The 22746-nt window shown below is 33.0% G+C and carries 27 protein-coding genes and 2 pseudogenes; 11 read left to right on the top strand and 18 right to left on the bottom strand.

Annotation, left to right across the window (positions count from 1 at the left end; all coding sequences use genetic code 11):
- The first annotated feature begins 244 nt into the window (after window positions 1-244).
- Window positions 245-1441, top strand: coding sequence for an erythromycin esterase family protein (locus CW751_RS14890; protein WP_101335820.1), 1197 nt, complete (start codon window positions 245-247; stop codon window positions 1439-1441).
- A 494-nt stretch (window positions 1442-1935) separates the two neighbouring features.
- Here the strand turns inward: CW751_RS14890 and CW751_RS15470 are convergent, their stop codons facing one another.
- Window positions 1936-2091 (bottom strand): hypothetical protein, encoded by a 156-nt coding sequence (locus CW751_RS15470; protein WP_165779333.1) that lies wholly within the window; start codon window positions 2089-2091, stop codon window positions 1936-1938.
- Between the two features lie 105 nt (window positions 2092-2196).
- Here CW751_RS15470 and CW751_RS14880 point away from each other — a divergent pair, with 105 nt between their 5' ends.
- Together CW751_RS14880 and CW751_RS14875 are read left to right on the top strand one after the other, a co-directional pair.
- Complete coding sequence (locus CW751_RS14880; RefSeq protein ID WP_133122248.1) at window positions 2197-2400, top strand: hypothetical protein; 204 nt, start codon at window positions 2197-2199, stop codon at window positions 2398-2400.
- A gap of 130 nt (window positions 2401-2530) precedes the next feature.
- On the top strand, window positions 2531-3547 hold the full coding sequence (locus CW751_RS14875; protein WP_101335817.1) for a hypothetical protein: 1017 nt from the start codon (window positions 2531-2533) through the stop codon (window positions 3545-3547).
- Between the two features lie 395 nt (window positions 3548-3942).
- Here CW751_RS14875 and CW751_RS14870 read toward each other — a convergent pair.
- Window positions 3943-4077, bottom strand: a pseudogene (locus tag CW751_RS14870) (IS91 family transposase); the annotation flags it as partial.
- Between the two features lie 424 nt (window positions 4078-4501).
- On the opposite strand from CW751_RS14870, the gene CW751_RS14865 reads away from it, so the two are divergent.
- The 8 genes and pseudogenes from CW751_RS14865 (at window position 4502) to CW751_RS14825 (ending at window position 12004) form a co-directional block, all read left to right on the top strand.
- Complete coding sequence (locus tag CW751_RS14865; protein WP_101335815.1) at window positions 4502-6676, top strand: DEAD/DEAH box helicase; 2175 nt, start codon at window positions 4502-4504, stop codon at window positions 6674-6676.
- Window positions 6677-6696: 20 nt separating this feature from the next.
- Window positions 6697-8019, top strand: a complete 1323-nt coding sequence (locus CW751_RS14860) for a P-loop NTPase family protein (RefSeq protein ID WP_101335814.1) — start codon at window positions 6697-6699, stop codon at window positions 8017-8019.
- Window positions 7994-8521, top strand: a complete 528-nt coding sequence (locus CW751_RS14855) for a hypothetical protein (RefSeq protein WP_101335813.1) — start codon at window positions 7994-7996, stop codon at window positions 8519-8521. The genes CW751_RS14860 and CW751_RS14855 overlap by 26 nt, the downstream gene beginning before the upstream one ends.
- 478 nt (window positions 8522-8999) lie before the next feature.
- Window positions 9000-9203, top strand: coding sequence for a helix-turn-helix domain-containing protein (locus CW751_RS14845; protein ID WP_101335811.1), 204 nt, complete (start codon window positions 9000-9002; stop codon window positions 9201-9203).
- A 2-nt stretch (window positions 9204-9205) separates the two neighbouring features.
- Complete coding sequence (locus CW751_RS14840) at window positions 9206-9502, top strand: hypothetical protein (protein WP_205677846.1); 297 nt, start codon at window positions 9206-9208, stop codon at window positions 9500-9502.
- Window positions 9503-9552: 50 nt separating this feature from the next.
- A pseudogene (locus tag CW751_RS14835) lies at window positions 9553-9747 on the top strand (GIY-YIG nuclease family protein); the annotation flags it as partial.
- Between the two features lie 590 nt (window positions 9748-10337).
- A complete protein-coding gene (locus tag CW751_RS14830; RefSeq protein ID WP_101335810.1) occupies window positions 10338-11756 on the top strand; it encodes a leucine-rich repeat domain-containing protein in 1419 nt (472 codons plus the stop codon).
- Between the two features lie 74 nt (window positions 11757-11830).
- On the top strand, window positions 11831-12004 hold the full coding sequence (locus CW751_RS14825) for a transposase domain-containing protein (protein ID WP_101335809.1): 174 nt from the start codon (window positions 11831-11833) through the stop codon (window positions 12002-12004).
- A 402-nt stretch (window positions 12005-12406) separates the two neighbouring features.
- Here the strand turns inward: CW751_RS14825 and CW751_RS15465 are convergent, their stop codons facing one another.
- The 16 genes from CW751_RS15465 to CW751_RS14750 form a co-directional block, all read right to left on the bottom strand.
- Window positions 12407-12556 carry a hypothetical protein gene (locus CW751_RS15465; protein ID WP_165779332.1) on the bottom strand — a complete coding sequence of 50 codons (150 nt, stop codon included), beginning with the start codon at window positions 12554-12556 and terminating at the stop codon, window positions 12407-12409.
- Between the two features lie 121 nt (window positions 12557-12677).
- The gene (locus CW751_RS14820; RefSeq protein ID WP_101335808.1) at window positions 12678-13472 is read right to left on the bottom strand and encodes a cation transporter; all 795 of its coding nucleotides are present in this window, start codon (window positions 13470-13472) and stop codon (window positions 12678-12680) included.
- An 11-nt stretch (window positions 13473-13483) separates the two neighbouring features.
- Window positions 13484-13852 carry a DUF3703 domain-containing protein gene (locus CW751_RS14815; RefSeq protein WP_101335807.1) on the bottom strand — a complete coding sequence of 123 codons (369 nt, stop codon included), beginning with the start codon at window positions 13850-13852 and terminating at the stop codon, window positions 13484-13486.
- Window positions 13853-13913: 61 nt separating this feature from the next.
- The gene (locus tag CW751_RS14810; RefSeq protein ID WP_101335806.1) at window positions 13914-14324 is read right to left on the bottom strand and encodes a Fur family transcriptional regulator; all 411 of its coding nucleotides are present in this window, start codon (window positions 14322-14324) and stop codon (window positions 13914-13916) included.
- Window positions 14325-14516: 192 nt separating this feature from the next.
- A complete protein-coding gene (locus CW751_RS14805; RefSeq protein WP_101335805.1) occupies window positions 14517-15188 on the bottom strand; it encodes a T9SS type A sorting domain-containing protein in 672 nt (223 codons plus the stop codon).
- A 15-nt stretch (window positions 15189-15203) separates the two neighbouring features.
- Window positions 15204-15965, bottom strand: a complete 762-nt coding sequence (locus CW751_RS14800; RefSeq protein ID WP_101335804.1) for a hypothetical protein — start codon at window positions 15963-15965, stop codon at window positions 15204-15206.
- Window positions 15962-16738 (bottom strand): hypothetical protein, encoded by a 777-nt coding sequence (locus CW751_RS14795; protein ID WP_133122247.1) that lies wholly within the window; start codon window positions 16736-16738, stop codon window positions 15962-15964. The genes CW751_RS14800 and CW751_RS14795 overlap by 4 nt, the downstream gene beginning before the upstream one ends.
- A gap of 1 nt (window position 16739) precedes the next feature.
- Window positions 16740-17489, bottom strand: coding sequence for a T9SS type A sorting domain-containing protein (locus CW751_RS14790; RefSeq protein WP_101335802.1), 750 nt, complete (start codon window positions 17487-17489; stop codon window positions 16740-16742).
- A gap of 20 nt (window positions 17490-17509) precedes the next feature.
- The gene (locus CW751_RS14785) at window positions 17510-17803 is read right to left on the bottom strand and encodes a hypothetical protein (RefSeq protein WP_101335801.1); all 294 of its coding nucleotides are present in this window, start codon (window positions 17801-17803) and stop codon (window positions 17510-17512) included.
- A 67-nt stretch (window positions 17804-17870) separates the two neighbouring features.
- Window positions 17871-18509, bottom strand: coding sequence for a hypothetical protein (locus CW751_RS14780; RefSeq protein WP_101335800.1), 639 nt, complete (start codon window positions 18507-18509; stop codon window positions 17871-17873).
- A 208-nt stretch (window positions 18510-18717) separates the two neighbouring features.
- Complete coding sequence (locus CW751_RS14775; RefSeq protein WP_165779329.1) at window positions 18718-18930, bottom strand: hypothetical protein; 213 nt, start codon at window positions 18928-18930, stop codon at window positions 18718-18720.
- 120 nt (window positions 18931-19050) lie between these two features.
- Window positions 19051-19527 (bottom strand): hypothetical protein, encoded by a 477-nt coding sequence (locus CW751_RS14770; RefSeq protein WP_101335798.1) that lies wholly within the window; start codon window positions 19525-19527, stop codon window positions 19051-19053.
- 323 nt (window positions 19528-19850) lie between these two features.
- On the bottom strand, window positions 19851-21071 hold the full coding sequence (locus CW751_RS14765; protein ID WP_133122246.1) for a leucine-rich repeat domain-containing protein: 1221 nt from the start codon (window positions 21069-21071) through the stop codon (window positions 19851-19853).
- A 203-nt stretch (window positions 21072-21274) separates the two neighbouring features.
- Complete coding sequence (locus CW751_RS14760) at window positions 21275-22171, bottom strand: WG repeat-containing protein (protein ID WP_165779330.1); 897 nt, start codon at window positions 22169-22171, stop codon at window positions 21275-21277.
- 84 nt (window positions 22172-22255) lie between these two features.
- Window positions 22256-22438: a hypothetical protein gene (locus CW751_RS14755; RefSeq protein WP_101335795.1), complete on the bottom strand. Its 183-nt coding sequence runs from the start codon at window positions 22436-22438 to the stop codon at window positions 22256-22258.
- A gap of 79 nt (window positions 22439-22517) precedes the next feature.
- Window positions 22518-22746, bottom strand: a 229-nt coding sequence (locus tag CW751_RS14750) for a hypothetical protein (protein WP_101335794.1), incomplete at its 5' end; no start/stop codon positions are given.

Raw genomic sequence — 22746 nt, 5'->3', positions numbered from 1 at the left:
TCGCGGTAGCGGGTGTTTTTTACCCTGACATGTCAGAAACTCAAAGAAAAGGTGTAAAAATAGATTATAAATTTGAGCCTACTATTGAGGATGTTTCTGATGAAAATGATGAATTATTATTAAAAGCAATTCAAATTTTAATGAACTATAAAATTGATAGCAACAAATAAGCGCAAGCGGCAAACGTTCATTTGTGTTAGCCCCTTGTGCCTATCTGCGTTCATTAGCGGTAACAAAGAATGGTATGACTAAAATATTAACTTTTCTTCTTTTAATTTTCTCAACTGCTTATGGGCAAAAGGGTTTGGAATTTGTACCATTAACTTCCTTCAGTCCTGAAGCTGAAATTACCGACCTTTCACTAATTGACAGCGTGTTTAATGAATCCAGATTAGTTGGATTTGGAGAGTGCACTCATGGTACAAGTGAATTCACTCAGATGAGACACCGATTTTTTAAGCATTTAGTTAAAACGAAAGGATTCAACACTGTTTTTATTGAAGCAGACTATAGTGCATGTCTTCGTCTTAACAGATATATTAATGGAGAAACTGATAATGTAGATAAAGCAATTTTTGAACTAATGTATTTTGCTTGGACAACTGAGGAAATGAAAGAATTTGTGGAATGGATGAGGGTTTTCAATCAGAATTCAGACGAGAAAATTCAAATTGTAGGTTGTGATATGCAGTCTATTTCTGATGACATAAAAGAAATTGAAAGAATTCTTATAAATAAGAAGATAGATTCAATACCAACTTTCTTTCAGTCTCTTACCCCCCCATATGATGACACTATCATAGTAAAACAAGCATTAAACGATTGGGATGCATTTTTTAACTCGTTTAAAGATCTAGAGCCTAATACTTCCAATTTAATAAATGCGACAATCAATCAATTCTTACAGCATAAGTTAAACAATTCGAACCAATACAATTATAGAGATAGTTGTATGGCATTGAACATTTTAAATTACTTGAAACTCAATCCCGATTCAAAGGGGATATGGTTGGCGCACAATGTACATATTTCCAAAACTAAATATAATTACCCAACAAGTTATTCTTATAAAACTTCAGGTCAATATTTATTCGAAAGTTTGAATAATAAATATGTCAGCATTGCTCAAACCACTAACACAGGATATTTTAATGCCTGGAAATACATAAAGAATGAGCCTGTTTTTAGTGTTTGTGAATTAAAAAAAGCAAAAAGAAATTCAATAGAAAAAAAGCTTTCCCAGTATGATGAAAACATTCTATTCTCTGATTATTCAACTATTGACAATATTACTAAAATGAGATATACAGAAATTGGTCACACTTATGGAAAAACGAATTCAAACTATAAGATCAAACGATACAAAAAACTAAAAGAAGGAAAGTTTGATTATTTGATTTACTTTGACTCAACAAATGAAACTGAAATATTAAGTAGGTAAATCCTCTAGCAGCAATACTCTCGCGATATTTCATCTCCAGATAATTATTGAAATCACATTTCATTCCCTGTCGCAAATGAAAGTACTTTCTCTTTTAAGAAGGCAGAGTTAGAATCAGTTTAAATTTTCACGGCTTTATACTTTCATATTCATTAGAATTAGCGATAAACCAAAAAATATGAACAATAGATAAGTTGTGAAAAAAATCCGATCTAATCTTGTTGAATTTGTTTTTCTCTGTATAACCTTCTGCAGGTTAAACATCAAAGTATCTTTGAACTTAGTACTGAACCGTCCTAAGCCAAAATGTTTTATATAAATAAGAGTAGGAGATAAGACAAAATAAATGGTTAAAAACAAGCCTGCATGAAAGCTAAAACCAAAATATGCAATAGCCACATAGCCGACTATTATCTCAAATAATAGGTAGATAAAATAATCAGTAAAATCTTTCATCCTTAATTTTCAATTGTACAATTTAAAGCTTGCCTTCTTTACCTCAACACCCTCTTCTCAACACTCCCATCCGAATAAATATAAAACTGAAGAAGCCCCCTTTTAACCTCAACCTTTCGTCCAAGGGCATCAACAACCATTATCAATTCTTTGAATTCATCCTTTGTAAATTTCTCAACACCAACAAAAGACATAGGAGATAGAGCGAAACTTTTGTTTTTGCGGTAAAGCCTTTTTAATCGGACGATAGTGGTTTTGCGTTATTGTCAGCCCTTGATAAAAACAAATTTGTTTCTCTGATGGACACCAATCCCGAAATTACATTAGGAGTATTTCCAGGTGCTGATGAGAATACTTATTACGATATCGTTTTCAATGAAAAAAGTTTAGTTGATCGAGAAAAAATAATTAGCCAACTTAATTTTCAAAAATTAGGAGCTGTTTTGTTTTGTGTAGTTTTCATGATTTATGGCTTTTATGAACTTAGAAAGGTAAGGGGTTGAAATAATTTAGTTGAGTTAGTGATGTTTTGGAGATAGGATTGGTGAGGATTTTTGTTAGATTTGGGTAGAAATATAGGTGGGATATGCACAATTGCGTATAGCCACCTGTTAGCTGTAATTTTAACAGACAATGAAACCGATACATACAATATTTTATTCTTGGCAGTCCGACCTACCAAAAGACACAAATCTTAACGCAATTAGACAATCTATTAGAGAAGCATCAAGTCTTGTTGAAAGTGAAATTGAAGAAACGAGAATTGAAGTTGACGAAGCGACACGAGATACAACAGGAAGTCCAAACATTCCAAAAACAATTTTTGATAAAATTTCTGCAAGCGACATTTTTATTTGCGACCTAACAACTATCAACTCAACAGCACCGACAGACTTTAGACGTGTGCCAAATCCGAATGTTTTAATAGAACTCGGTTACGCAATTGCGACTTTAGGCTGGGAGAGAATTATTATGGTGTTTAATCAAGTCCACGGGACATTTCCCACAGACTTGCCGTTTGATATTGATAGACATCGTTCAACACCATTTAGAATAACAGACAAGAAAGACAATAATGGCAAAAGCCAATTATCTCAAGTAATGAAAGTTGCTATACAAGCAATAATTGAAAAATCTCCATTAAAACCTGACGAGAAAAGAAAAGAAACACCTGAACAGAGAAAGAGAAACATTGATGTTAGTAATTTGAAATGGGCATTAAACACAATTCATATTCCAACATTTGACTACTTTCTAGAAGAAATTCCTGACAAAATAATTGGTAAAATATTTTACTTCAAAGACAGTTTTGTTTCTGTTCTTGACAGCAATACTTTTCACATTTATGACCAAGAGTTATTAAAATTGCTTACGAAATTTAAAGACAATTGGATAAAGTCATTATCCTTCTACCAACATTATGGACCAGACGGTTCGGGCAAAAACTATCGCTTCTATTTGGTTATGGACACTTTCCAAAGTGAACAAGCCGAAAAGGACTTTAATACAATCGTCAAAATCAGACTTGAATTAGAAAAAGATTTTAAAAATCTGCTTCAGTTCGTTAGAAATAACTATTTAGAGATTGACCTTGACGAAACAAGCAAAAACGCTTTTGAAAGTTACAAGACAGACATAGAAAACGAATGAGAAAAACTACTGCTAATAACTAAGTATTCGGCGTGCCGATTACGCCCTTCGGTTGTGAGATCGCTTCGCTAAGTTGGCCAACGCTGAACTACGAAGTACTCATGAATACAAATAAAAAAAAACAGACAAGAATGAATAATACCATGTTGACGGATCCGGATTTCCTTAGCCCTACTGAGCTTGCCGAACGTATGGGGAAATCGGTTTAATACATTATTTTTGAAAGATTATTTTGGTGTGTTACGCTTTGATTATGAGCGTGCATTTCGAATTTAATTTGGTTGATTACTATTCAGTGTCACAAAAACCACGCATTTATCAGGACTTTCGCCAGTTTGATGTCGATTTTACTAATTCTAAGCCATAACTTCCTCATTACGCGCTAGACGTTGCATTTATTCTGTTGATTTATTGATACTTAAAGTTTCTCTCCAGTTTTCTGGTGGACCTCTACCGTCAAAAAGTAAAACAGTAATGAGTTTACCTTTTTTACACCTTGGACATCGCCTGTGATGTGTTGGGTTTTCCTTAATAATTTCGGACGTTTTCTTTTCATTCAATAACTTTTGAAGTTGGGGTAGCTCCACAAACTAGCTTGTATCCAACAAAACCAACTTCATAAAGCTGCCGGTTTCCGTCGGGGTGGGAATTGAAGCTTCGGGTTTTGTTTTTTAGCCGTAGAATTACACGTCTAATTATACGCTTACAAACGCTTATTACTTTTTGATGTAAATTGTTTTTGTTGAGTAAAAACATAGCGTTTTAAAGCTATTAATATGTTATAATTGTTAAATTTGAATAAAGGTTGGCTAAACGTAATACGATTAGCCAATTGTTGTGCTTCATGCGGAAAAAGCCAACGCACAAACAGCACATTTGGTTTTTTCGGACTCGCAAGCCAACGCTGAAAAACCAAAAGAGCTGTTTTCAGCAACGCTCGATTGAACATTGAAAATGAAAAAATACACGGCAAATTATTCGTATAGCAATCACAATTTCGTGATACAAAACCTGAATGGAGAAAGAATCAGGAATGAATACTTGCCCGCTATCTGTATTCTAAAAAATATCCTTCAAAGGGGTAAACCAACATTATTGTCAAGTTATCTCCAAGAGAACTTGGGATCAATTCATAGCGATAAAAGCTTTCAAAATTCTATTGCACTTATAGACAATACACCAAATAAATGGCATAGGATAATTAGGGGTGATGAAAAGGGGAATTACTACCCAGCAAAAAAATTCTTTGAAGAACTTATACCGAAACACCTATCTGAATACAAATTCATTCAACAACTTATCATTCCAGAAATACCAATCAATGAAATTACTCAGGTTGATGTTGATGAATTTGCCAATGAACAAGTAGATTTTTATTTACCTCAAGCATATCTGATAATTGAAATTGATGGCTCTCAACACAAATTAAATTCTGAAAAAGACCGAATAAGAGACAATCACACCAAGAAATATGGAATTGAAACCATTCGAATCAAAACTTCCGATTTAGAAGCTGAAAACGATTCATTCCATACTGCCATGGGAAAAATAAAGGACAGAATCGAAAAGGTTGTTTCGAGACAGCAAGAGAGAAAAGAGAATGAACCAACTTTTATAAGCCTTAAAGACTACAAAGAAGCCTTTGAAAAAGGAGTTGATTTTAAATCCTCCAATTTAAAAGCTACAGCCATTATTCGATTTCAGTTATTGATTTTGGAATTACTCGAAAATGGTCAACTAAACTTTGATAAAAATTGGAATTTTGAAATACTTGAAAGAGACATAAAAGACTTTGCTCAACTAGCCATTGACGACATTTTGATTTGGTTTGAAAATATTTTCAAGCTGCATAAAATTAAATTCAATAAGCCTCAAATATTCATTCAAACCACAACAAGTAATGAATTCAGGAGCAACGAAAGTCTAAAAGTTGATTTTAGCTTAACCAAACGATATACAGATGAGTTTCAAACCAATCCAGACGTAATTTTTGTCAGAACTGATTATCTAGATGAGTATCTGTATTTCAAGAAAGGAGATTCTAGGGACAAACTAGTATTTAGCCGATTCGAACCTTATGACTATTTCAAAATATCTTCAACTGAACCAATAAAATATAAACTAAAGTTTGGGGGAAAAAACTCTGATGAACAACCTCTTCGCTTTCTTCTTTGGAATATTTTTCTACAAAACGATTCTAGTCTCGAATATGAGAGCTTAAAATTTAGAGAAGGACAACTTCCAATAATTGCCAACGCGTTATCACGTAACGACACTATAGGCCTGCTTCCTACGGGTAGTGGGAAGTCCGTTTGCTATCAACTTTCAGCAATTTTACAACCCGCAATAAGTTTTGTCGTCTGCCCTATTAAATCTCTGATGTATGACCAAAAAGCAGATTTAGATAGTGCATATTTTACTCGTGTAAATCACATTACAAGTGATGATGACGGAGAAGATAAGGAACAGATTCAAAAACAGTTTGGATTAGGTAAGTATTTCTTCATTTTTATCTCGCCCGAAAGGTTTCAGCTTAAGACGTTCAGGCAATATTTTAGTTCTGTAAATCAAGAATTTAACATTGCCTATGCAGTTATTGATGAAGTTCACTGTTTATCGGAATGGGGTCACGATTTTAGAACGTCCTATTTGAACTTGTCAAACACCATTCAAAGGCTTTGTTCAAACTTCAATTTTCTCGGTTTAACTGCCACAGCTTCAATCAATGTTTTAAAGGATATTCAAATTGAGTTCGGGATTAAGCAAGAAAATGTAAAAACTCCAGTTGACTATACTCGCAAAGAGCTAGAATTCATAGTACTTGATGATGAAAACGACAAGCCCAAAGCAATCAACTCCAAACTAGATGAACTCAAAGACTCAATTGAAGCCTTGCAGGTAAAAGGATCGGATACAAAGTGTGGTATCATTTTCACTCCAACCGTCAACGGAAGAAACGGTTGTTATCCCTTATCTCAAAGATTGAGTGAGCATTTTGGAACAGAAATTAGATTTTATTCAGGCTCAGTTCCGAAAATTGAACGTCAACCAATAATGTCTGAAACTCAATTTGACGAATACAAAAAGACCGTACAGAGTGAGTTCAAAAAAATAAGTTTTCTCTGCTAACTGCAACCAAAGCGTTCGGCATGGGTGTGAATAAAGGAAATATTCATTACACATTTCATTACGGTATACCAGGCTCAATGGAATCGCTTTACCAGGAAGCAGGAAGAGCAGGTCGTGATAAAACCAAGTTTCAAGAAAATAAGGCTCAATGTTTTGTTTTACTTTCAAAATCAGATAATGCAGACACCCTGAATTTAATTTGGGATAGAAGTACAACACTTTCCCAAATCAATGAACTACAAAAGAAAATTAATGGTGATATAAACACCAACCTTTTCCTTTTCTCATTAGGGCTAGATGTAATAAAAGATGAGTTTGAAGTAATTAAAAAGTTACATACAACCTATTCAAACCCAAATCAACAAAACGTACGAGTTGAAGGAAGTGTTATAGGCTGCAATAAAGCTCGAACTGAAAAAGCAATATATCGTCTTAACCAACTTGGAGTAATTGAAGATTGGACAATTAGCAACTTCTTCGGTGGTGGTACATTTGAAGTTGATTTTGCCAATTTTTCAAATCAAACAATTCAGGAATCACTTTTAAACACAATTAGGAAATACGATAGTGAGTTTTCTCTTGAAGCCGTCCTTGCTGATGAAAAGTATTCATTGTATAAGAAAATTCTGAATGCTCCTGAATCATATTCAGAAACAGACAAACATATACTTATTCTACTTCAATGGTCCTACGACAATTTTGCATACAATAGAAGGCAGTCGCTGAAGAACATTTATGAGAACTGCTGTGATTTTGCAGATGGACAAATAACCAGTGCAGAATTTAAAGTACGCCTAGAAAACTATTTTAAATTTTCACAATCAAGCTACGTATTACAGCATATATCTGAAAACCCTAGAGATTTTGTCCGTTGGTTTGAAGTATTCTATCAGATTGACAAAAACACTGTCACAGATAAATTCATAACAAAACGCCAACAAGAAAGTCTTCGAGATAATCTAAGCCGCTTCTTGGAAAGTTACATGCAGAATACGGGCTTGGATTTAATTAGCGGATTCTTAAGGTTGCTTCTTGATGACTATGATAATGCAGACGGTAGAAATAGACTAGAAAGTTCTCTAGAACAAATTTCACATTTTGATCAGCAAGACATTGATTTCATATTGGAGCAAATATTGAAAATTGGAAATGAGTTAAACACAAAGAACAAAAACCTTCTTGCTGAATCTCTTTACAAGCATTTTAATTCATATGAATACTTGATGCTAATATCGAAGGCACTCGGAGACCAATTTTCAATGGCAACCATTGTTGAGATTTCAACAGAAAAACTTAAGACAATAAATAAGAAAATATATGGCGGATTTAGCAAAGTTGGATAACGCTATCAAGGAACTTGAAGAGCAATCAAATGACCTTAAAGAGTTCAATAAAGTGTATTCTGAAATCGGAAAACTTAAATCAGATATTTCTGAGAATTTGAAACTTCTCAAAGAGAACAATGATGGTTTTGAATCCTTGTCAAAAAAGATTCAGGAAAGATTGGAACAATCCAAAAAACAGCTTGAAAACTTGGAATCCGAACTGTTAAAAAAGATTCAAGAGCTGTATCAGGACAACAAAAATTTTCAAAAAGAACTCGATTCCTCAATAACTAGCCGACTTGAAAAGAACAAGTCGGACATTCAAGTTGAAATAAGAAACGAAGGAACCCAAATACAGAGATCATTTGAGAACACCTTGACTTCTAGCTTTAACAATATGGAATCAAAGCTTAAAGAGCAGTTTGCAGGACAGACAAAACAGTTGAATACTTTGAAAACCCTATTGTTAGTGGTGTTAGCAATCGGAATTGGTTTAGCAATCGGACTGTATCTAAAATGAAACCAACCCTAAAGCCATACACATTTGCAATTCACACCAGCAACCGCGCAATCCAAAAATTGCAAAAGAGTATGCCTTTGCCAACGCTGAAGGAAAATAAAAAGCACGAAAGCACAACAAAACCTATACGTAATGCGGGTTTTGGTGCTATTTTGAAAGTTAAGACATTAAAGAAACTTTTGGGTATGCGGACAGTAAAGTGCCTTAAAAACCCGCACTACGCATAGCCAAAACGTTGGGCGGCATACAAAAAAAGCCACCGCACGGTCAAGCACATTTGGTTTTTGCCGACACAAAAGCCAACCCTGAAATGCGAAGCATTCACGAACACCGATAAAAAATGAAGTGACGTGAGTAAAAACCAAAAGAGCTTGCCCTTCCCCAACCGCCACCCAAACTGAATGATAATATTTACACTCATTTAGTGAGTATTCTTAAAAACTTTCCTATCTTGGTGGACTGAAAAAATGGATTCAAAATGAACCGAGTTAAAGAGGTTTTGGACAGGAAAGGAATTAAGCAAATTTGGTTAGCTGAGCAATTGGGAAAGAGCTACAATATGGTTCACTCTTATGCTCAAAACAAAAGACAACCGAGCATTGAAGACCTTTATAAAATAGCAGAGATTCTCAATGTGGACATTAAGGAACTGCTCGTTTCAAATAAACCTAAACAAGATTAATAATGCAATCATCCGAAATACAACATAAGGTTCAAGATATAATAGTCGACCTATCAAAGGAAGAATTTATCTATGACCTTCTCCTGGCATACGGTATTTCAAAAACTTCTGTAACCAGACTCAAAAAAGGAGATTACAACTTTTTCAAAGTAGAAGGAGAAATACTCTACAAAATGAAGATTTTCTTTAAAAAGGAAGCATCTGAAAAGCTATTAAGCAGCATTGAAGATATTTCCAAAGAAGAACGTATTCTAAAGCAAAAGCCGCGTTTCGCTGTACTTACCTATTTGCAGATGTAGCAAAAGTAGCAACCTACAAAGTCTATAATCGAAATGCATATAAGTTAGAAAGTCTCTTACATAAATTCTTCTCAAGTACATGCTTAGATATTGAATTTACAAACGATAATGGTCAACGTATAAACCCTAGAGAATGGTTCGTAGTTCCATTTGACGTTATTGAAGAAACAATCCAATTAATTATTAATGGTAATATCTTGAATTACATTTATGATCCTACTGCGAAAAAAATTAAACTAAAATAGAATACCGTCCCATGGAAATCATTTTCTTCCTTGTACTTAAGCTATTATTATTGAGGAGATAAATGAAATTAAACCAGAAGTTTCAGATAAAGTTGCTTATTAAAAATGCGCCTAATCCGTCTACTCCTCCTAGTTTTCTCCTGTTTTTGCTACGGAAACAACACTATAAACAAGAGCATTCCAAGGTCGCTTTGTTCTAGTGTGTTCCTGTGCAAAACAGTTCAAAAAGCTATCCGTTTCCCACGGGGCGTGGCATTACTTTTCAAACCAAGTATTGCATTAAAGAAAAACTTTATCCCTTCGTTTAATTAAAGAAAAACGGAAGGCTATCGCGAGATTTTATCTCGTGATTTAATACTAAAATCAATAGCTTCGCTACCATCAGCTGACGATTCTTTGGTTCTTAGCTTCGCATAAACTGGTTCCAACTGACGATTGTATGGCACAGGAAATAAGAAAAGTACCACCAGATGAATTGTATTTTAAGAAAAAAGTAGCATCTTAGCATCACACTAAGAAACTGTTAAAAGTTGTCCAACCTTTGGGGGGTATCATACATCATCTGGTTTGATAATTAAAAAAATTCAATTATGACTAAACGAAGTATTATTTTATTCCTCAGTTTTATACTATTAAGCTCTTCCTGTAATTCTCAGGTTAATTCATCTAATGATTCAATTCAAAATGAATTTTCAGTATCAAAAGAGATAATTTACGATACACTTACCATATTAGAAATACATAATTTACCTTCTAATTTTCGTTTTGATTTTATTCCGTATAAACTGGAAAAAGGTATTGCAACGGATGCTTCATTTGATAGTGTTTTAGCAGCTAAGATAGATTATAGTAGGTCACGAGATTTTGCTTATGAGGATTTTTACAAGTGTAAAAATTTAGGATTTTTAAACTTTTCGAAGCATGGTTCACCAAGAAATTTTTCGAAGGAACTGGATTTTTCACATTTTCCAGAGTTGAGGTATTTTCGTTCTCCTCATGCCATTTCAAAACAACAATTGAGAGAGCTTTTAACCCATTCCAAAAAACTTCAAGGATTAGAATTAAAATTGGACATACCAGTACCAGAATGTATTTGTGAGTTAGAGAACCTTCGATACCTCACGATTACTAATTATGGTACATCATTGCCTCCTTGTGTAAAAAATATGAGTAGTCTTCGATATCTAGAATTAAATGGAGGAGGGATTCTTTCTAACGATTCATTGAATGAGATTATTTTTAATATTCCTTCGTTAGAAGTTCTGCGAGTCGATGGTGGAATGAATCTACACGTTCCCTCTTCTGTTAAGAATATGACTCACCTAAAGCAATTAATAGTTACTAGTTTGGATTCTCTGAGTTTTGCCCCTGAGTTTGAACAACTAGACTCGCTTGAATTATTGGAGGTTAGTTGGATTGATAAGCCTATTCGTATGCCAGAGAATTTGAAGTCAATAAAATCTCTTCGAGGTATAAGGTTTAGTAAAGTGTCACTAAACAAAATACCGAGTTTTGAAGGCCATCAAAATCTAATATATATTGCTTTTAATGCTATCCGTAGTCTGGAAAACACCTCACTTAATTTTGGAGATATGACCTCACTCAAATATCTTAAACTTCAAGGCCCATTTGACGATGTTAGTACATTTCCCCAAGGTTTAGCAAGTTTAGATTCTTTGAGGTCAATTTGGTTGATGGGCTTTAATATCACAGAGATTCCTGATTATCTGGGAAGAATGAAAAGTTTGAGAGAACTTTCTTTAATGTGGACAGAGGTGAGTCCAGAAAGCTATTATTTTTTGTTATCAGAAGAGTTTGATCACCTAAAGACAATTCGTACTGGTTCAGTGGACATTGATTCTGATAAAGTGAGAGAACTAAAAAGAAAAAGAAGGCAAAGACTACACAGGTTTGTTGGTAGTAAAAACTACAGCATGGAGTTTGGAAGGGCTTTCAAATATTATGACCTAAGAATAGTTCATAAAATGAATATTCCACGAAATTACTAGAAATTAAAAAAGGAAATATATGTCTCAAAACTTACCTTTTCGCAGGTTCGCACAACGGAGCAAAACGTTCCGCAATGTTTTATAGCTTTTTCGCTTGTTGTAAGCTAAACGAAATCAATCCTCAAAAATGGTTGCAATATGTTCTTGAAAATATAGCTGACTATAAAGTGAATAAACTTCATGAGTTGTTGCCAAATAATATTGATCCTGAAAAGTTAGTCAACTTCAAGAAGTTTTGGGAGGTGTAGTTGCTCGGGTGGATACATATCATGTATCATGTTGAACTCATATAATGTTTATTTTTAAACAGATAGGTTCTAAAAGTGAAATGCCGATCTACTTATAAAAGAAGTAGGAGACGCAAGGAAACTACGACTATTTAGAAGTTTGTCGGTATTAATTCCGCAGTCATTAAAAGCATACTTAGATCAATGCCCAGGAAAGAAATCCCTGCAGAAATGGAAAAGCTCAAACTGAAGATTGTTGAAACTCCTCCAGGGACCGAAAGAAGTAAATTGATAAGACTTTATAGATTTTGTGAGAGGTTAATTTCTTAAGCTTATTAAAACAAAACACCCACAACGGAAAACAAAAATGGATCCGTTGTGGGTGTTATAACATTTTAATTCTAGAAGTTTGTGGATGGCAATCTAATTTTTACATCCGTTTTTATCACATGTAATTGTTCCACTTGAATTACTCCAATGATCAGAATGTAATGAAGTATTCACACCACAACCTGTTGTACCTCCTTTTTGTCCTTTATGGACCTCTCCTGTTGGATTATGTTTTACTGGCATATCTTATAAATTAGGTTAATACTAAACATTTTAAAAGCAACTAATTGGCTTAAAATCATAATGTTTAGACCAATATAATCAAATTAAAGTTGTAATAATCAAATTTCACAAGCAATCATGCTTATTTACTCAATTTCAATATTCTAAAAGCACCCTGGATTACCAAAGCAAACACTATTGTGCCAATAATCAAGTCTGGCTTACTCGAATTCAACCAATTCACCATAAAACCTGCCAAAATCACTCCTAAATTGATGACAATATCATTTGAAGTGAATATCATACTTGCTTTCATATGGGCTTCTTCTTTACTTTTAGACTTTTGCAAAATGTAAAGACAAATTCCGTTCGCAATAAGTGCAAAAATCGAAACGATAATCATTGTTGAAAAATCGGGAAGTTTCTCGTTTCCAAAAAATCTTCTTAAAACTTCCACAAATCCGATAATCGCAAGTGTTATTTGAAAATATCCAGCAAGTTTTGCAATCCGCTTTTTCTTAATCAATGTTCCGCCAACCGCAAACAAGCTAATTCCGTAAACAAAACTGTCGGCAAGCATATCCAAACTGTCGGCAACAAGTCCCATTGATTTTGAGATTATTCCTGTTGTCATTTCGATAATAAAAAAGGCAAAATTGATTGCAAGTACAGACCAAAGTAGCTTTTTTTGGTTTGTATTTTCATTAAATTCCGTTTGGTCGGTCTGTTCGGTCGAGATTTTCTTTCCGCCTAAATTTAGTTCAATAACGGACTTTTCGATTTGGTCAACTTCTCCTTTATGATAAACAGTCAGTTTTCGGTTCGGAATATCAAAGTCCAAATTCGCAATACTTGAAATTCCGTCCAATTTCATTCGAATTAAATTTTCCTCTGAAGGGCAATCCATTTTTGTTATTTCAAATGTCGTTTTTTTCATAATTGTTAGAATTAGACTCCAGCGTTTGTGAAAATATCTTGTAATTCCTTTTTTATCGGAAATGACTTTAGAGGAGCAACATTGGCTCCTCCTGGATTACCAATTGGAATTTTACCAACAAAGGATTTAACACCTCCAAAAATTAGTCTTGGAATCTGACCAAAGATTTCTTTTACGCTTTTGATTTTAAATCCAAATTTTAGCATTTTCCAATGGACTAAAGTATGTGCATAAGGATACTTTTGCCCGATTATATGAGCACGTTCCAAATGGATCCAAGCTATTTCTAAATTCCCTGAATTACTTTCAACTCTGTGTTTCTCTATTTCTGTACTGAAATATGGTTTTAATCTTTTTGGTAAAAAAGTATATAGTTTCATAATATCTATTTTAATGATAGCACAAATGTATATACCTTGTCACGCAACTCGATTGCAAAGATCAATCGTTACAGTTATTACATAATCCTTTTACAACCATATTAGCTTGTTGCATTTTGAAGTTTTCGGGAAGTTCGATGTTTTGAAAAGGAACGTCAAAAAGACAAAATGTTTTGTTGCAGTTATTACAATAAAAATGGTAGTGTAAGTCTTTTGGGTCACAGTTACAGCCTTCTGCGCAAACAGCGTATTTTATCATACCGGAACCATCTTCAATACTATGTATGATTTTATTCTCTTCAAATGTTTTTAAGGTTCTAAAAATAGAACTCCTGTCTGTATAGATTAATGCGTTTTCGATATCTTTTAGAGACTGTGCTTTTTCTTGACTTAAAAGATGTCTCAAAACCACAGTTCGAACTGCGGTATTTTTCACATTTTTTATTTTAAGGATTTCATCTACGGTTTGCATTTTTCTAAAATAGAGTTTTTAATTTAGATTTATTGCTTTAATATCTTGAGTACGCAGTACAGTTTTTGCATTACTTACAACGTTTCGCAAATAGGCATAGGCGGCTACCACGTATGAACGTTTGCCGCTTGGGCTTATTTGCTGTTGTGTACAGTGCTATTGTTTATTTAGGATCATTTACTTCGTTGCTTTTCACAATTTAATTATTTTCTCTGATGTGATGCCTTCTTTGGTCCTTAAAAAACATGTGTACATTCCTTTAGCCAAATCAGATAAATCAAAAGTGCTTGAACCTGAATCTTCTATTTTATTTAGTTTTAGTTGCAACACAATTTCTCCTAAACAATTCACTATTATGACCTCCTCAATAATATCTTCTGTATTGATTGTCAAATCCGAAGTTACTGGATTGGGAAAGTAGGAAAACTTCATTTTTTCATTAAAGAATTCTATTCCTAATGCTTTATTCACTCGAAAAGTGATTGTATCACTATCATACTTGTAATAATAACTCATATCTTCGAAATCAGTATAATGAGTGCTCACTTTTAAATCTGCGATAATTGTATATAATCCTTCTGGTAATTGGCTTAAGGATATGGAATCAATAAAATATGTGGGCATTGATTGGCCGCCTAAAGTATAATACAAATCCACGTGTAAATTATTGTTATCTAACCATGTTAAATCATGAGTTTTATAGGCTCCCACGGTAGAAAAAGAGACATGTGTAAACAACTTAACTTCATCATTAACAATAGGATTACTTGGCTGTATCTCTATGGATAGATTCCCTTGTGAATATAAATTATTACTTAGCATTAGCAATAAAAACGCGATATAGAAATTTCTTAAACTCTTCATAATATTTATTTTATATTATTTTCCAATTTTTAAATAAACTCCAAAGTAAAACCCAGAGAAGTCTAAATTTATTGGGTATTTGTCATTTATTAACCATTCTTGACCTGCGGCATCACGAACTGTTCCTGATTTTAAAAATTGATAACCAACACGCAAACCTAAAGTTGTGAATATTGGGGTTTGAGTAAAGTCATATTCTAGTTTTAATCCGATTTGGCCATGAAATATCTCTTTAGAAAAATATTCTTCTGATAAATCATAAGTTTTAAATGTATAAACAGTATGTATAGCGCTAACTTTTGAAAAAGTTACCCCACCATTCAGTTCTAATCCTAAATGCACTCTATTAAATGAAGTTTCTTTAAAATTTAATAATTCGCTATAATAAAAGGTACTACCTATACCTATGCTTATAGCTTCTGTTCTCAATTCATACTCTCCTTTTGAATAATTTACTTTACCACTATTTTCTGTGTACTTTTTCCAAGGTCTGGATTTTAAACTGGAAAACTGATAATTACCATAAAGACCTACATCTAAACAATCGATAAGTCTATAATTAACTCCTAATTTAAAATTATTCCCTTTTTCAACATATTCTCTTAATAAATCATTTTCAGGCGTTCCAGCAAATGAATCAATATAAAAGTCATTTAGTTTAGACATATTATATTCATTTACTCCGTAACCAAAATCAAATGAAAAAATTTTAGATTCTTGACCGAATAAGAAACTAGATAAACTTAATATTAGTGCAATAGATATTAGTTTCATCATTTCCCGATTTTTAAATAAACACCGTAATAAAACCCTGAAAAATCTAGGTTTATTGGTTTATATACTACGTACTCCGGTGCTTCCCAGTTCCTGCCCAATCTATTCGTAAGGGTTTTTGTTTTATAAAACTGATAGCCAGCTCTTAATCCTAGCGAACTAAAAATCGTTTTTTTTAAAAAATAGTATTCTAAACTAATACCAATCTTGCCAAACAAATCTTTTGAATACCATTTACTTTGACTAATAGAAATTGGTTTAACTGCAGTATTATGAAATTCGCTGACAACAAAAGGTAAACCTAAACCTAATAATGCATCTATACCAAAATCTAATCTATCTAAAAATTTATTTTCTTCATTAAAACTTAAGATTTGATTAAGATACCAAGTATTCGTTATACCGATATTAGTCGATCTTATTGCTAAACTATACAAGCCCTCTGTCATAATTAAGTTTAAGTCTTCGTCTAAAGTTTTTAAAATTGGTTTACTAGTTACTTTACTGCGCTGAGTTTCTACAAAAACTCCTAAATCAAAAAAAGATTTTGGACGAATTTTAAATTTGATATATATATTTTGCCCTTTCTCTATGTGATTACTTAAATCATTAATTTTAAATGCAAAAGAATCTATAAAATACTGATTTAAATTATCCATTTTTACATTTTGCTGAGAATACCCCACTTCAAAAGATATTTTAGGTAAAAAATTCTGAGCTTTTGAAGCTAAGCTAAGGCTAAGCAGTATAATTCCTATAACAATCCGTATCATCATATTATTGTTTAATGAATTTTTTAGTGATCGCTTTTTCTTTGTCTTCAAGTCTTAATAAATACACACCATTGGAAAGACTCGAGACATCAACCATTAATTTCTTGATATTTGTTTTATTATCTATAGATTTAATTAATCGTCCTTCTAAATTAAATATTTCGACTTTCGGATGTTTTAATACACCATTAAAAGATATAGTTAATGATTGTTGAGCAGGATTGGGGTATAAAGTAATTTCACGTTGCAATTCTTCTTCATTAACAGAAGATAAACTCTCGTTATTTACGTGAATAGAATACATGTAGTTCAAATTATCAGGATTATGGTTCCTTGCTTCACCAGCGATCCATTTATTTTCTGATGCACCTTGGGTTACATTATATGTAACATGCCAAGCATAAGTAACCGCATTTACGCTGGAAGTCGTACCCCCTATGTTTACTGATGGGGTTATATCCATAAATGAATTTCCTAAATCAAGTCCTATCTCAGGAAAAACTCCACAAGAACAGCCAGTCTGTGATGCATAGTAACTTACAATCTTAACTGCGTATTCAGCAAATCTATTATTAGATGCAAATCCACCGCCAAGTTTAAGGTTTTGAGTCTTTGAAGATATTTCCTCTATATATGGAACTAAAGGGTCAATAACTTCGGAATTTTGAGAGTTACGTATAATATACCTTCCACTTTCTCTAATTCCATCTACTTCTCTTGAAGTCAATTTGTCTATTATCTCTTTAGTATCCATTGAAATATCAGTTTATCGTATCAATCAAGTTTTCCCATTAAGCCTTCACCAGTGCTTTTGTCAATAAATCCTCTTTCAGTTCCTGATTTTGGGTCTAAATTCTCATGAATTATGATATTATCATCTAGTTTGTATTTTTTTCTAAGCCCTTTTAAGTCCAATTTAGAATCGAAATATATCCAATCTGCACTCTCATTCGACCATGCTTGTCCGAAAAATGTAATCTGTATACCACTATCCAACAAATATGTGGCGATTTCCCTAAGAGAATCCGATTTTATCAGTTCGATTTTATGTAATGCAGTGTCTTTCATAAATTAAGCACAACGTTTTGCAAATAGGCACATGCGGCTACCACGTATGAACGTTCGCCGCTTGAGCTTATTTGTTGTTATGAGCTTTTCTTATTATACTTGTTATATTTATTTTGCGAGATAATTGGAAAATAAAACCTGAACCTCTTGAGTAAAGGCCATAATCCAAATTCGTTTCATTTCCTGAGTCCAAATCAATTATAGAATACATAAAACTACCTGCTGTTATATTCTTAAAACCTTGACTATAAATTAAGTCTAAAGTAAACAAGTATTTATTATTCCATTGGATTATTGTAGAAACTCCAAGTGACAAGTTAAATGAAAACCTATGATTCGCTAAAGCTGAATAAGTACGACCAATAATTAAACTTTCTTCTAAATGAAAGGGGTCAAACGAGTAAGTGTTATAATATAAATCTTCTCCTGGTTTGTTTCCACTTGGCGAGAACAACAAACCTACTCCAAGCTTTAAAGCAACACTTTTATTAAACATTGGTTTAGATATATTCAAAGAAAACCTATGTGTTTCAAAAGATTTTCTCGTCTTCAATTCTTGATTAAAATAATTATTCCAATCTCCTTTTCCGTTAGTACTCATGTATACCTCACGAGCAGATACACTAGCTATGTCTTGATTCCATGATAATCCTAAGACAAAGTTGTTTTTTTTATTTTCCCATTCAAATTCTAACCCTAATCCCATGTATGGGCTAAAATGGAATGTGTTATTATAAATATCAAAGTATTCATTGGATGGAAAATATGAAGAAAAGTGAGTCCAATTTGTAGAACAAATGTTTAGTTTAGTATTTATACTTGGAGTTATATAGAATAAGTTTTGGGAAAATATTTTCCCAAAACTTATTACAAATAAAATTGTTATTAATAACCTCATGTCAATCTTTAGCCTATTAATATGGTGAGTTTACATTTCTACCATCCGCTGCGATTCGTTGACTTTCTAATTCGTGTCTTAATTCTGCCTGTGTTCTTCGAGGTTCACGATGTTGAGTAGAGCCAACTCTGCGATAAGGTGTTGAGTGTCCATCTCCAAAAATGACATTGCTTACCCATTTTCCTGTATTTTTTCCTAATTCTCTTTCAAAAGATTTTCCAAAACTCATAATGTGTGATTTTTTTTCGGCTCGTTTTTTAACCACTTGCCACTAACGTTTTTCAAATAGGCACATGCGGCTACCACATATGAACGTTCGCCGCTTGTGATTATTTGATGTTAGCAAATGTTATCTATTTCTAATCATGACGCCTGAACTTGGTATTATTTCCGGAGTTGAATCTGAAATTACTCTTAAAGACGCTAATGATGTGTCAGATATATTCAACTTGAGACCTAATTTTATATTTTTCGAATAGGTTATGTACTCAATGGATTCATGTTCTATACCGTTGTACTTAATGCTTCTATGTCCAATTTCTGGCTTAACAGCTCCCGCCATCCATGGTCGATCCTCTTGAATATTTAATGAGTCGGGTCTTATATTAAACATTACAGTGCTGTCATCCCAATACCAAAGAACTAGGCTTTGTTGAGGTGTAAATGTTGAGTCATTATTCTCGCTGATTTCAAAATATATAGAATCAGAATAAGCAACTTTTACATTTTCAATAGCTTTCTTGAGTTCTTCATTTTTATTTGAACAGGATGCAATTGCAACCAATAGGTTTATTATAGATAGCTTTAAAATAATATTTCTACTCATGATTTATAGTTCTTAATGTTTGCTAACGGCGTTCTACAGCTAAAAAATCGCTGCTATCCATAAAGTTAAGTATAATTTTGAAAGGAGAGTGATTGAGCTGAGGATGATTTATCATTCGAAGTGCAATCGTTGCATTGTTTTTTAGGTGTTGTTGTAGCTCGTCATTTCTTTTTATTGATATTGTAAATTCTCATAATATCCTTTCCAGACCTTCTTGAATAAAAGCTAACTTTTATGGTGATAACCTATTAGGGATGAGTTCAGTAACAGACGGGTAATTATTTGAAGAAACAACTTGCATAATGTATTGGGAGTTAATTTTACTAAAAATGTTCAGGAAGCACTTGCTTTAATTGATGCAGAACTTTATTTTTTGTAGAGTCGGGAAGATCTTTAGGAATATAATTATCTCCATCCACTTCAACGTAAGTGGTTTTGAATCGAATTTCTTTTAATTTTTCGAGCTGACCTAATGGCGACAGATCCTTGTTAAGAAGAGGTTGAAGATTAAAGTCAAGAACTTTTAATTTTTTCATTAATAAAATCTGATCAATCACCTCTAGCAAATTTATTCCATATATAGACAATCTTTTTAGCTTAGTAAGACTTGTTAGCGGCTTAAGAGATACCTTACCAATGGTGTTGATTGAAACCCATTCAAGATGCTCTAATTTTGACAGAGATTCTGGAAGCTCAATAATTTCGTAAGATGAAAAAAGAAGAGATTCAAGTGACTTTAAATTTTTTATACGTTCATTTAATTCCTTAAGTTTTGGAACAGAAACAATTAGTGTTTGCAAGTCAGGAAGTTCAAAAAAATCATTGGGTAAATATTCAATTTCATCATTGTAAAAGTTGAGATACTCTAGCTTTTTTAAGCCTGAAATATCAAGCTCCTCTATTTTTCCATCAATGATTAAATTAAGTCCTTCTAACTTTTTTAAACCTGAAAAATCAAGCTCCCCAATTTTTCCATTAATGTTTAAACTAAGAGATAGCAATTCACTATAATCCTTCCCGCTGAAACTAAAACTGTTTGTAGAACAATTAACTCCCAAAACCTTAAGTGATTTTTGAGAAAAGGAATTAGCTGACGCCTCTTTTATGAAGTTACCTTCAATCGTAATTTTTTGGATCTTGTTACTTATATCAAACAGATTTGGGATATAATCTGCAGAGTCTAATTTCACGTGTAATTGGGAAAGCTTTTCCATCCCTGAAATTGCTTCAGATAATTCAAGTGAATAATCATTTTCAAGAAAACCCTTAGGATATTTAATTAAAATGTACTCAACTGCATGACATTCGTGAAGTGCTTGAAAATCTTTGTCTGTCAAGCGATTATACATAAATTTTTCAATATCAATTGTGATTGCTTTTACTTTATTAAAATTGATTCTCTTATTATTCCTTTGACTTACGACTAATTCTACTAATGAATGAACTTTCCCAGGAGAATCATTCAAATAATAATTATGATGAATATTTTTCATCCCGGAGCAACCAACCAAAAACACAAATAATATGTATATAAAGTTTCTCATAACTAAGAAGGTATTACTATTGTTTCAGTGGCTTTATGAGCTACAACGTTTGAGGCTTTGCGACGGCCTGTTTTTAAATGTTTTATCGAAGATACAAACATTTCATTTACATGAATGTAAAAATCGAAGATTTTTACAGGCTGGTCGACAAAGGCTGTGTTACAGGCTGTCCTTTTTGTATACTAAAGCTAATTTCTTAATATTTATGGTATCTTTTTGCCATTTTCATCAATGTAATACCCTTTTTCCCACTCATGTCTACTGACATTTATTTTGCCATCATTAAATCCGCCTTCTGTATCGATATAAAAAAACTGAAAGGGAATAATTACTTGGTTTTTTGCATTTACAAAACCCCATTTTTCATTCAGTTTTACGCCATATAAACCTTTTGAAGGAAAAGTAGATATTGCTTCGTACATTATTGGTAGTATCTTTTTCCCGTTTTTGTCATACAATCCCCACTTCCCATTCTTCTTTACCGAAGTCTCTCCATTAAAAAAAGGGCCTACAAGCTCATAATATTTTAATGGAGTAACTTTTTTACCTTTAGAGTTAATCACACCATACTCATAATCAATAATTTTTATTTTACCAGCGTGTTCATCAAACGTTGTTCGATAAATTTGACGAGCAACAACAGCTCTATTTCCCCAAAAAGAACGAACGTAATCATATTTCAATGGTATGACTTCATTTCCTGTATTATCAATAAAACCATATTTTCCAACATTATTTCTAATAATTCCAACAGCAGCGAAACCTTCTTGAAAATCCTGTACATAATCATATTTTGGATGGACTATTTCTTTACCATTTTTGGCAATATAACCATACTTATAATCTATAACGATAACAGCAAAACCTTCCGAAAAATATTTTATATAGTCATACATTGGAGGAGTGAGGATATCTCCAATAGAATCCTTAAGCCCATATTTCCCATTTACTTCATAAGTTATAACATCTTGCCCAAAACTTAGTTTAGTAAATAATATAAAAAAAAGTATTATGAAATGTAGTCGCATTGTTGTCTTTCTTTTTAATTGAGTTCTTTGGATTGCCTGTAACTTACTTATAACCCTACCATCAGACTTCAAAGTCAACAACTGTTTGTTAGCTTTGTATACCATTTGGTGGTGTTAATTTCCCCACAATATATAAAACTTTCTCTAAATATTCAACTACTTCCTCCACTTCTCCCACAACCACTTCAAAAATCTACTTACCAAAAAACTAACCGCAGCCCCAATTGCAGCCAAAATTACTGTCTTAATAATATCTCCAGCATCAAACATGGCCACCACACTCAAAATCGTTCCGGATACCGTCCCAATTATCGTTGTATTGTCATTTGTCATTTCCATAATTTCTAACTTTTAATAAATAAAAAAGCCACCAGGCATTACTGCTTGGTGGCCTCTTACATGAATCTTTAACTTACGCTTACACGCAAGTTTTCTCAGTCAACCGAATAGAGATCTTGATGATCTCAGCTTCATCGGTTACGTCTTTACTCGAATCAACATCAACCATATTCACGGAGGTTGCTAACTCTGTTCCTGCTTTGAATTTTGGTCGTCTCTTTGAAACGTTTACCAACAATTCTTCCTTTAAACACTTTTCTTCAGACATAATTCTAAATTTTGTGGTCCGCTTTAAATTTTGAAGCAGA

It is taken from the genome of Brumimicrobium salinarum (assembly GCF_002844555.1).
GTDB lineage: Bacteria > Bacteroidota > Bacteroidia > Flavobacteriales_D > Crocinitomicaceae > Brumimicrobium > Brumimicrobium salinarum.
The sequence above is the reverse complement of the archived record's forward strand: the minus strand, read 5'-3'. Positions and strand labels throughout refer to the sequence as shown.

Coding starts and splice junctions, on each gene's coding strand:
- CW751_RS14790 (WP_101335802.1), bottom strand. CDS start 17,489: ATGGATACTAAAGAGATAATAGACAAATTGACTTCAAGAGAAGTAGAT.
- CW751_RS14840 (WP_205677846.1), top strand. CDS start 9,206: ATGCAATCATCCGAAATACAACATAAGGTTCAAGATATAATAGTCGAC.
- CW751_RS14820 (WP_101335808.1), bottom strand. CDS start 13,472: ATGAAAAAAACGACATTTGAAATAACAAAAATGGATTGCCCTTCAGAG.
- CW751_RS14880 (WP_133122248.1), top strand. CDS start 2,197: ATGGACACCAATCCCGAAATTACATTAGGAGTATTTCCAGGTGCTGAT.
- CW751_RS14795 (WP_133122247.1), bottom strand. CDS start 16,738: ATGATGATACGGATTGTTATAGGAATTATACTGCTTAGCCTTAGCTTA.
- CW751_RS14815 (WP_101335807.1), bottom strand. CDS start 13,852: ATGAAACTATATACTTTTTTACCAAAAAGATTAAAACCATATTTCAGT.
- CW751_RS14785 (WP_101335801.1), bottom strand. CDS start 17,803: ATGAAAGACACTGCATTACATAAAATCGAACTGATAAAATCGGATTCT.
- CW751_RS15465 (WP_165779332.1), bottom strand. CDS start 12,556: ATGCCAGTAAAACATAATCCAACAGGAGAGGTCCATAAAGGACAAAAA.
- CW751_RS14755 (WP_101335795.1), bottom strand. CDS start 22,438: ATGGAAATGACAAATGACAATACAACGATAATTGGGACGGTATCCGGA.
- CW751_RS14845 (WP_101335811.1), top strand. CDS start 9,000: ATGAACCGAGTTAAAGAGGTTTTGGACAGGAAAGGAATTAAGCAAATT.
- CW751_RS14855 (WP_101335813.1), top strand. CDS start 7,994: ATGGCGGATTTAGCAAAGTTGGATAACGCTATCAAGGAACTTGAAGAG.
- CW751_RS14780 (WP_101335800.1), bottom strand. CDS start 18,509: ATGGGATTAGGGTTAGAATTTGAATGGGAAAATAAAAAAAACAACTTT.
- CW751_RS14860 (WP_101335814.1), top strand. CDS start 6,697: ATGGGTGTGAATAAAGGAAATATTCATTACACATTTCATTACGGTATA.
- CW751_RS14770 (WP_101335798.1), bottom strand. CDS start 19,527: ATGAGTAGAAATATTATTTTAAAGCTATCTATAATAAACCTATTGGTT.
- CW751_RS14810 (WP_101335806.1), bottom strand. CDS start 14,324: ATGCAAACCGTAGATGAAATCCTTAAAATAAAAAATGTGAAAAATACC.
- CW751_RS14830 (WP_101335810.1), top strand. CDS start 10,338: ATGACTAAACGAAGTATTATTTTATTCCTCAGTTTTATACTATTAAGC.
- CW751_RS14765 (WP_133122246.1), bottom strand. CDS start 21,071: ATGAGAAACTTTATATACATATTATTTGTGTTTTTGGTTGGTTGCTCC.
- CW751_RS15470 (WP_165779333.1), bottom strand. CDS start 2,091: ATGTCTTTTGTTGGTGTTGAGAAATTTACAAAGGATGAATTCAAAGAA.
- CW751_RS14800 (WP_101335804.1), bottom strand. CDS start 15,965: ATGATGAAACTAATATCTATTGCACTAATATTAAGTTTATCTAGTTTC.
- CW751_RS14890 (WP_101335820.1), top strand. CDS start 245: ATGACTAAAATATTAACTTTTCTTCTTTTAATTTTCTCAACTGCTTAT.
- CW751_RS14875 (WP_101335817.1), top strand. CDS start 2,531: ATGAAACCGATACATACAATATTTTATTCTTGGCAGTCCGACCTACCA.
- CW751_RS14775 (WP_165779329.1), bottom strand. CDS start 18,930: ATGAGTTTTGGAAAATCTTTTGAAAGAGAATTAGGAAAAAATACAGGA.
- CW751_RS14865 (WP_101335815.1), top strand. CDS start 4,502: ATGAAAAAATACACGGCAAATTATTCGTATAGCAATCACAATTTCGTG.
- CW751_RS14805 (WP_101335805.1), bottom strand. CDS start 15,188: ATGAAGAGTTTAAGAAATTTCTATATCGCGTTTTTATTGCTAATGCTA.
- CW751_RS14825 (WP_101335809.1), top strand. CDS start 11,831: ATGTTTTATAGCTTTTTCGCTTGTTGTAAGCTAAACGAAATCAATCCT.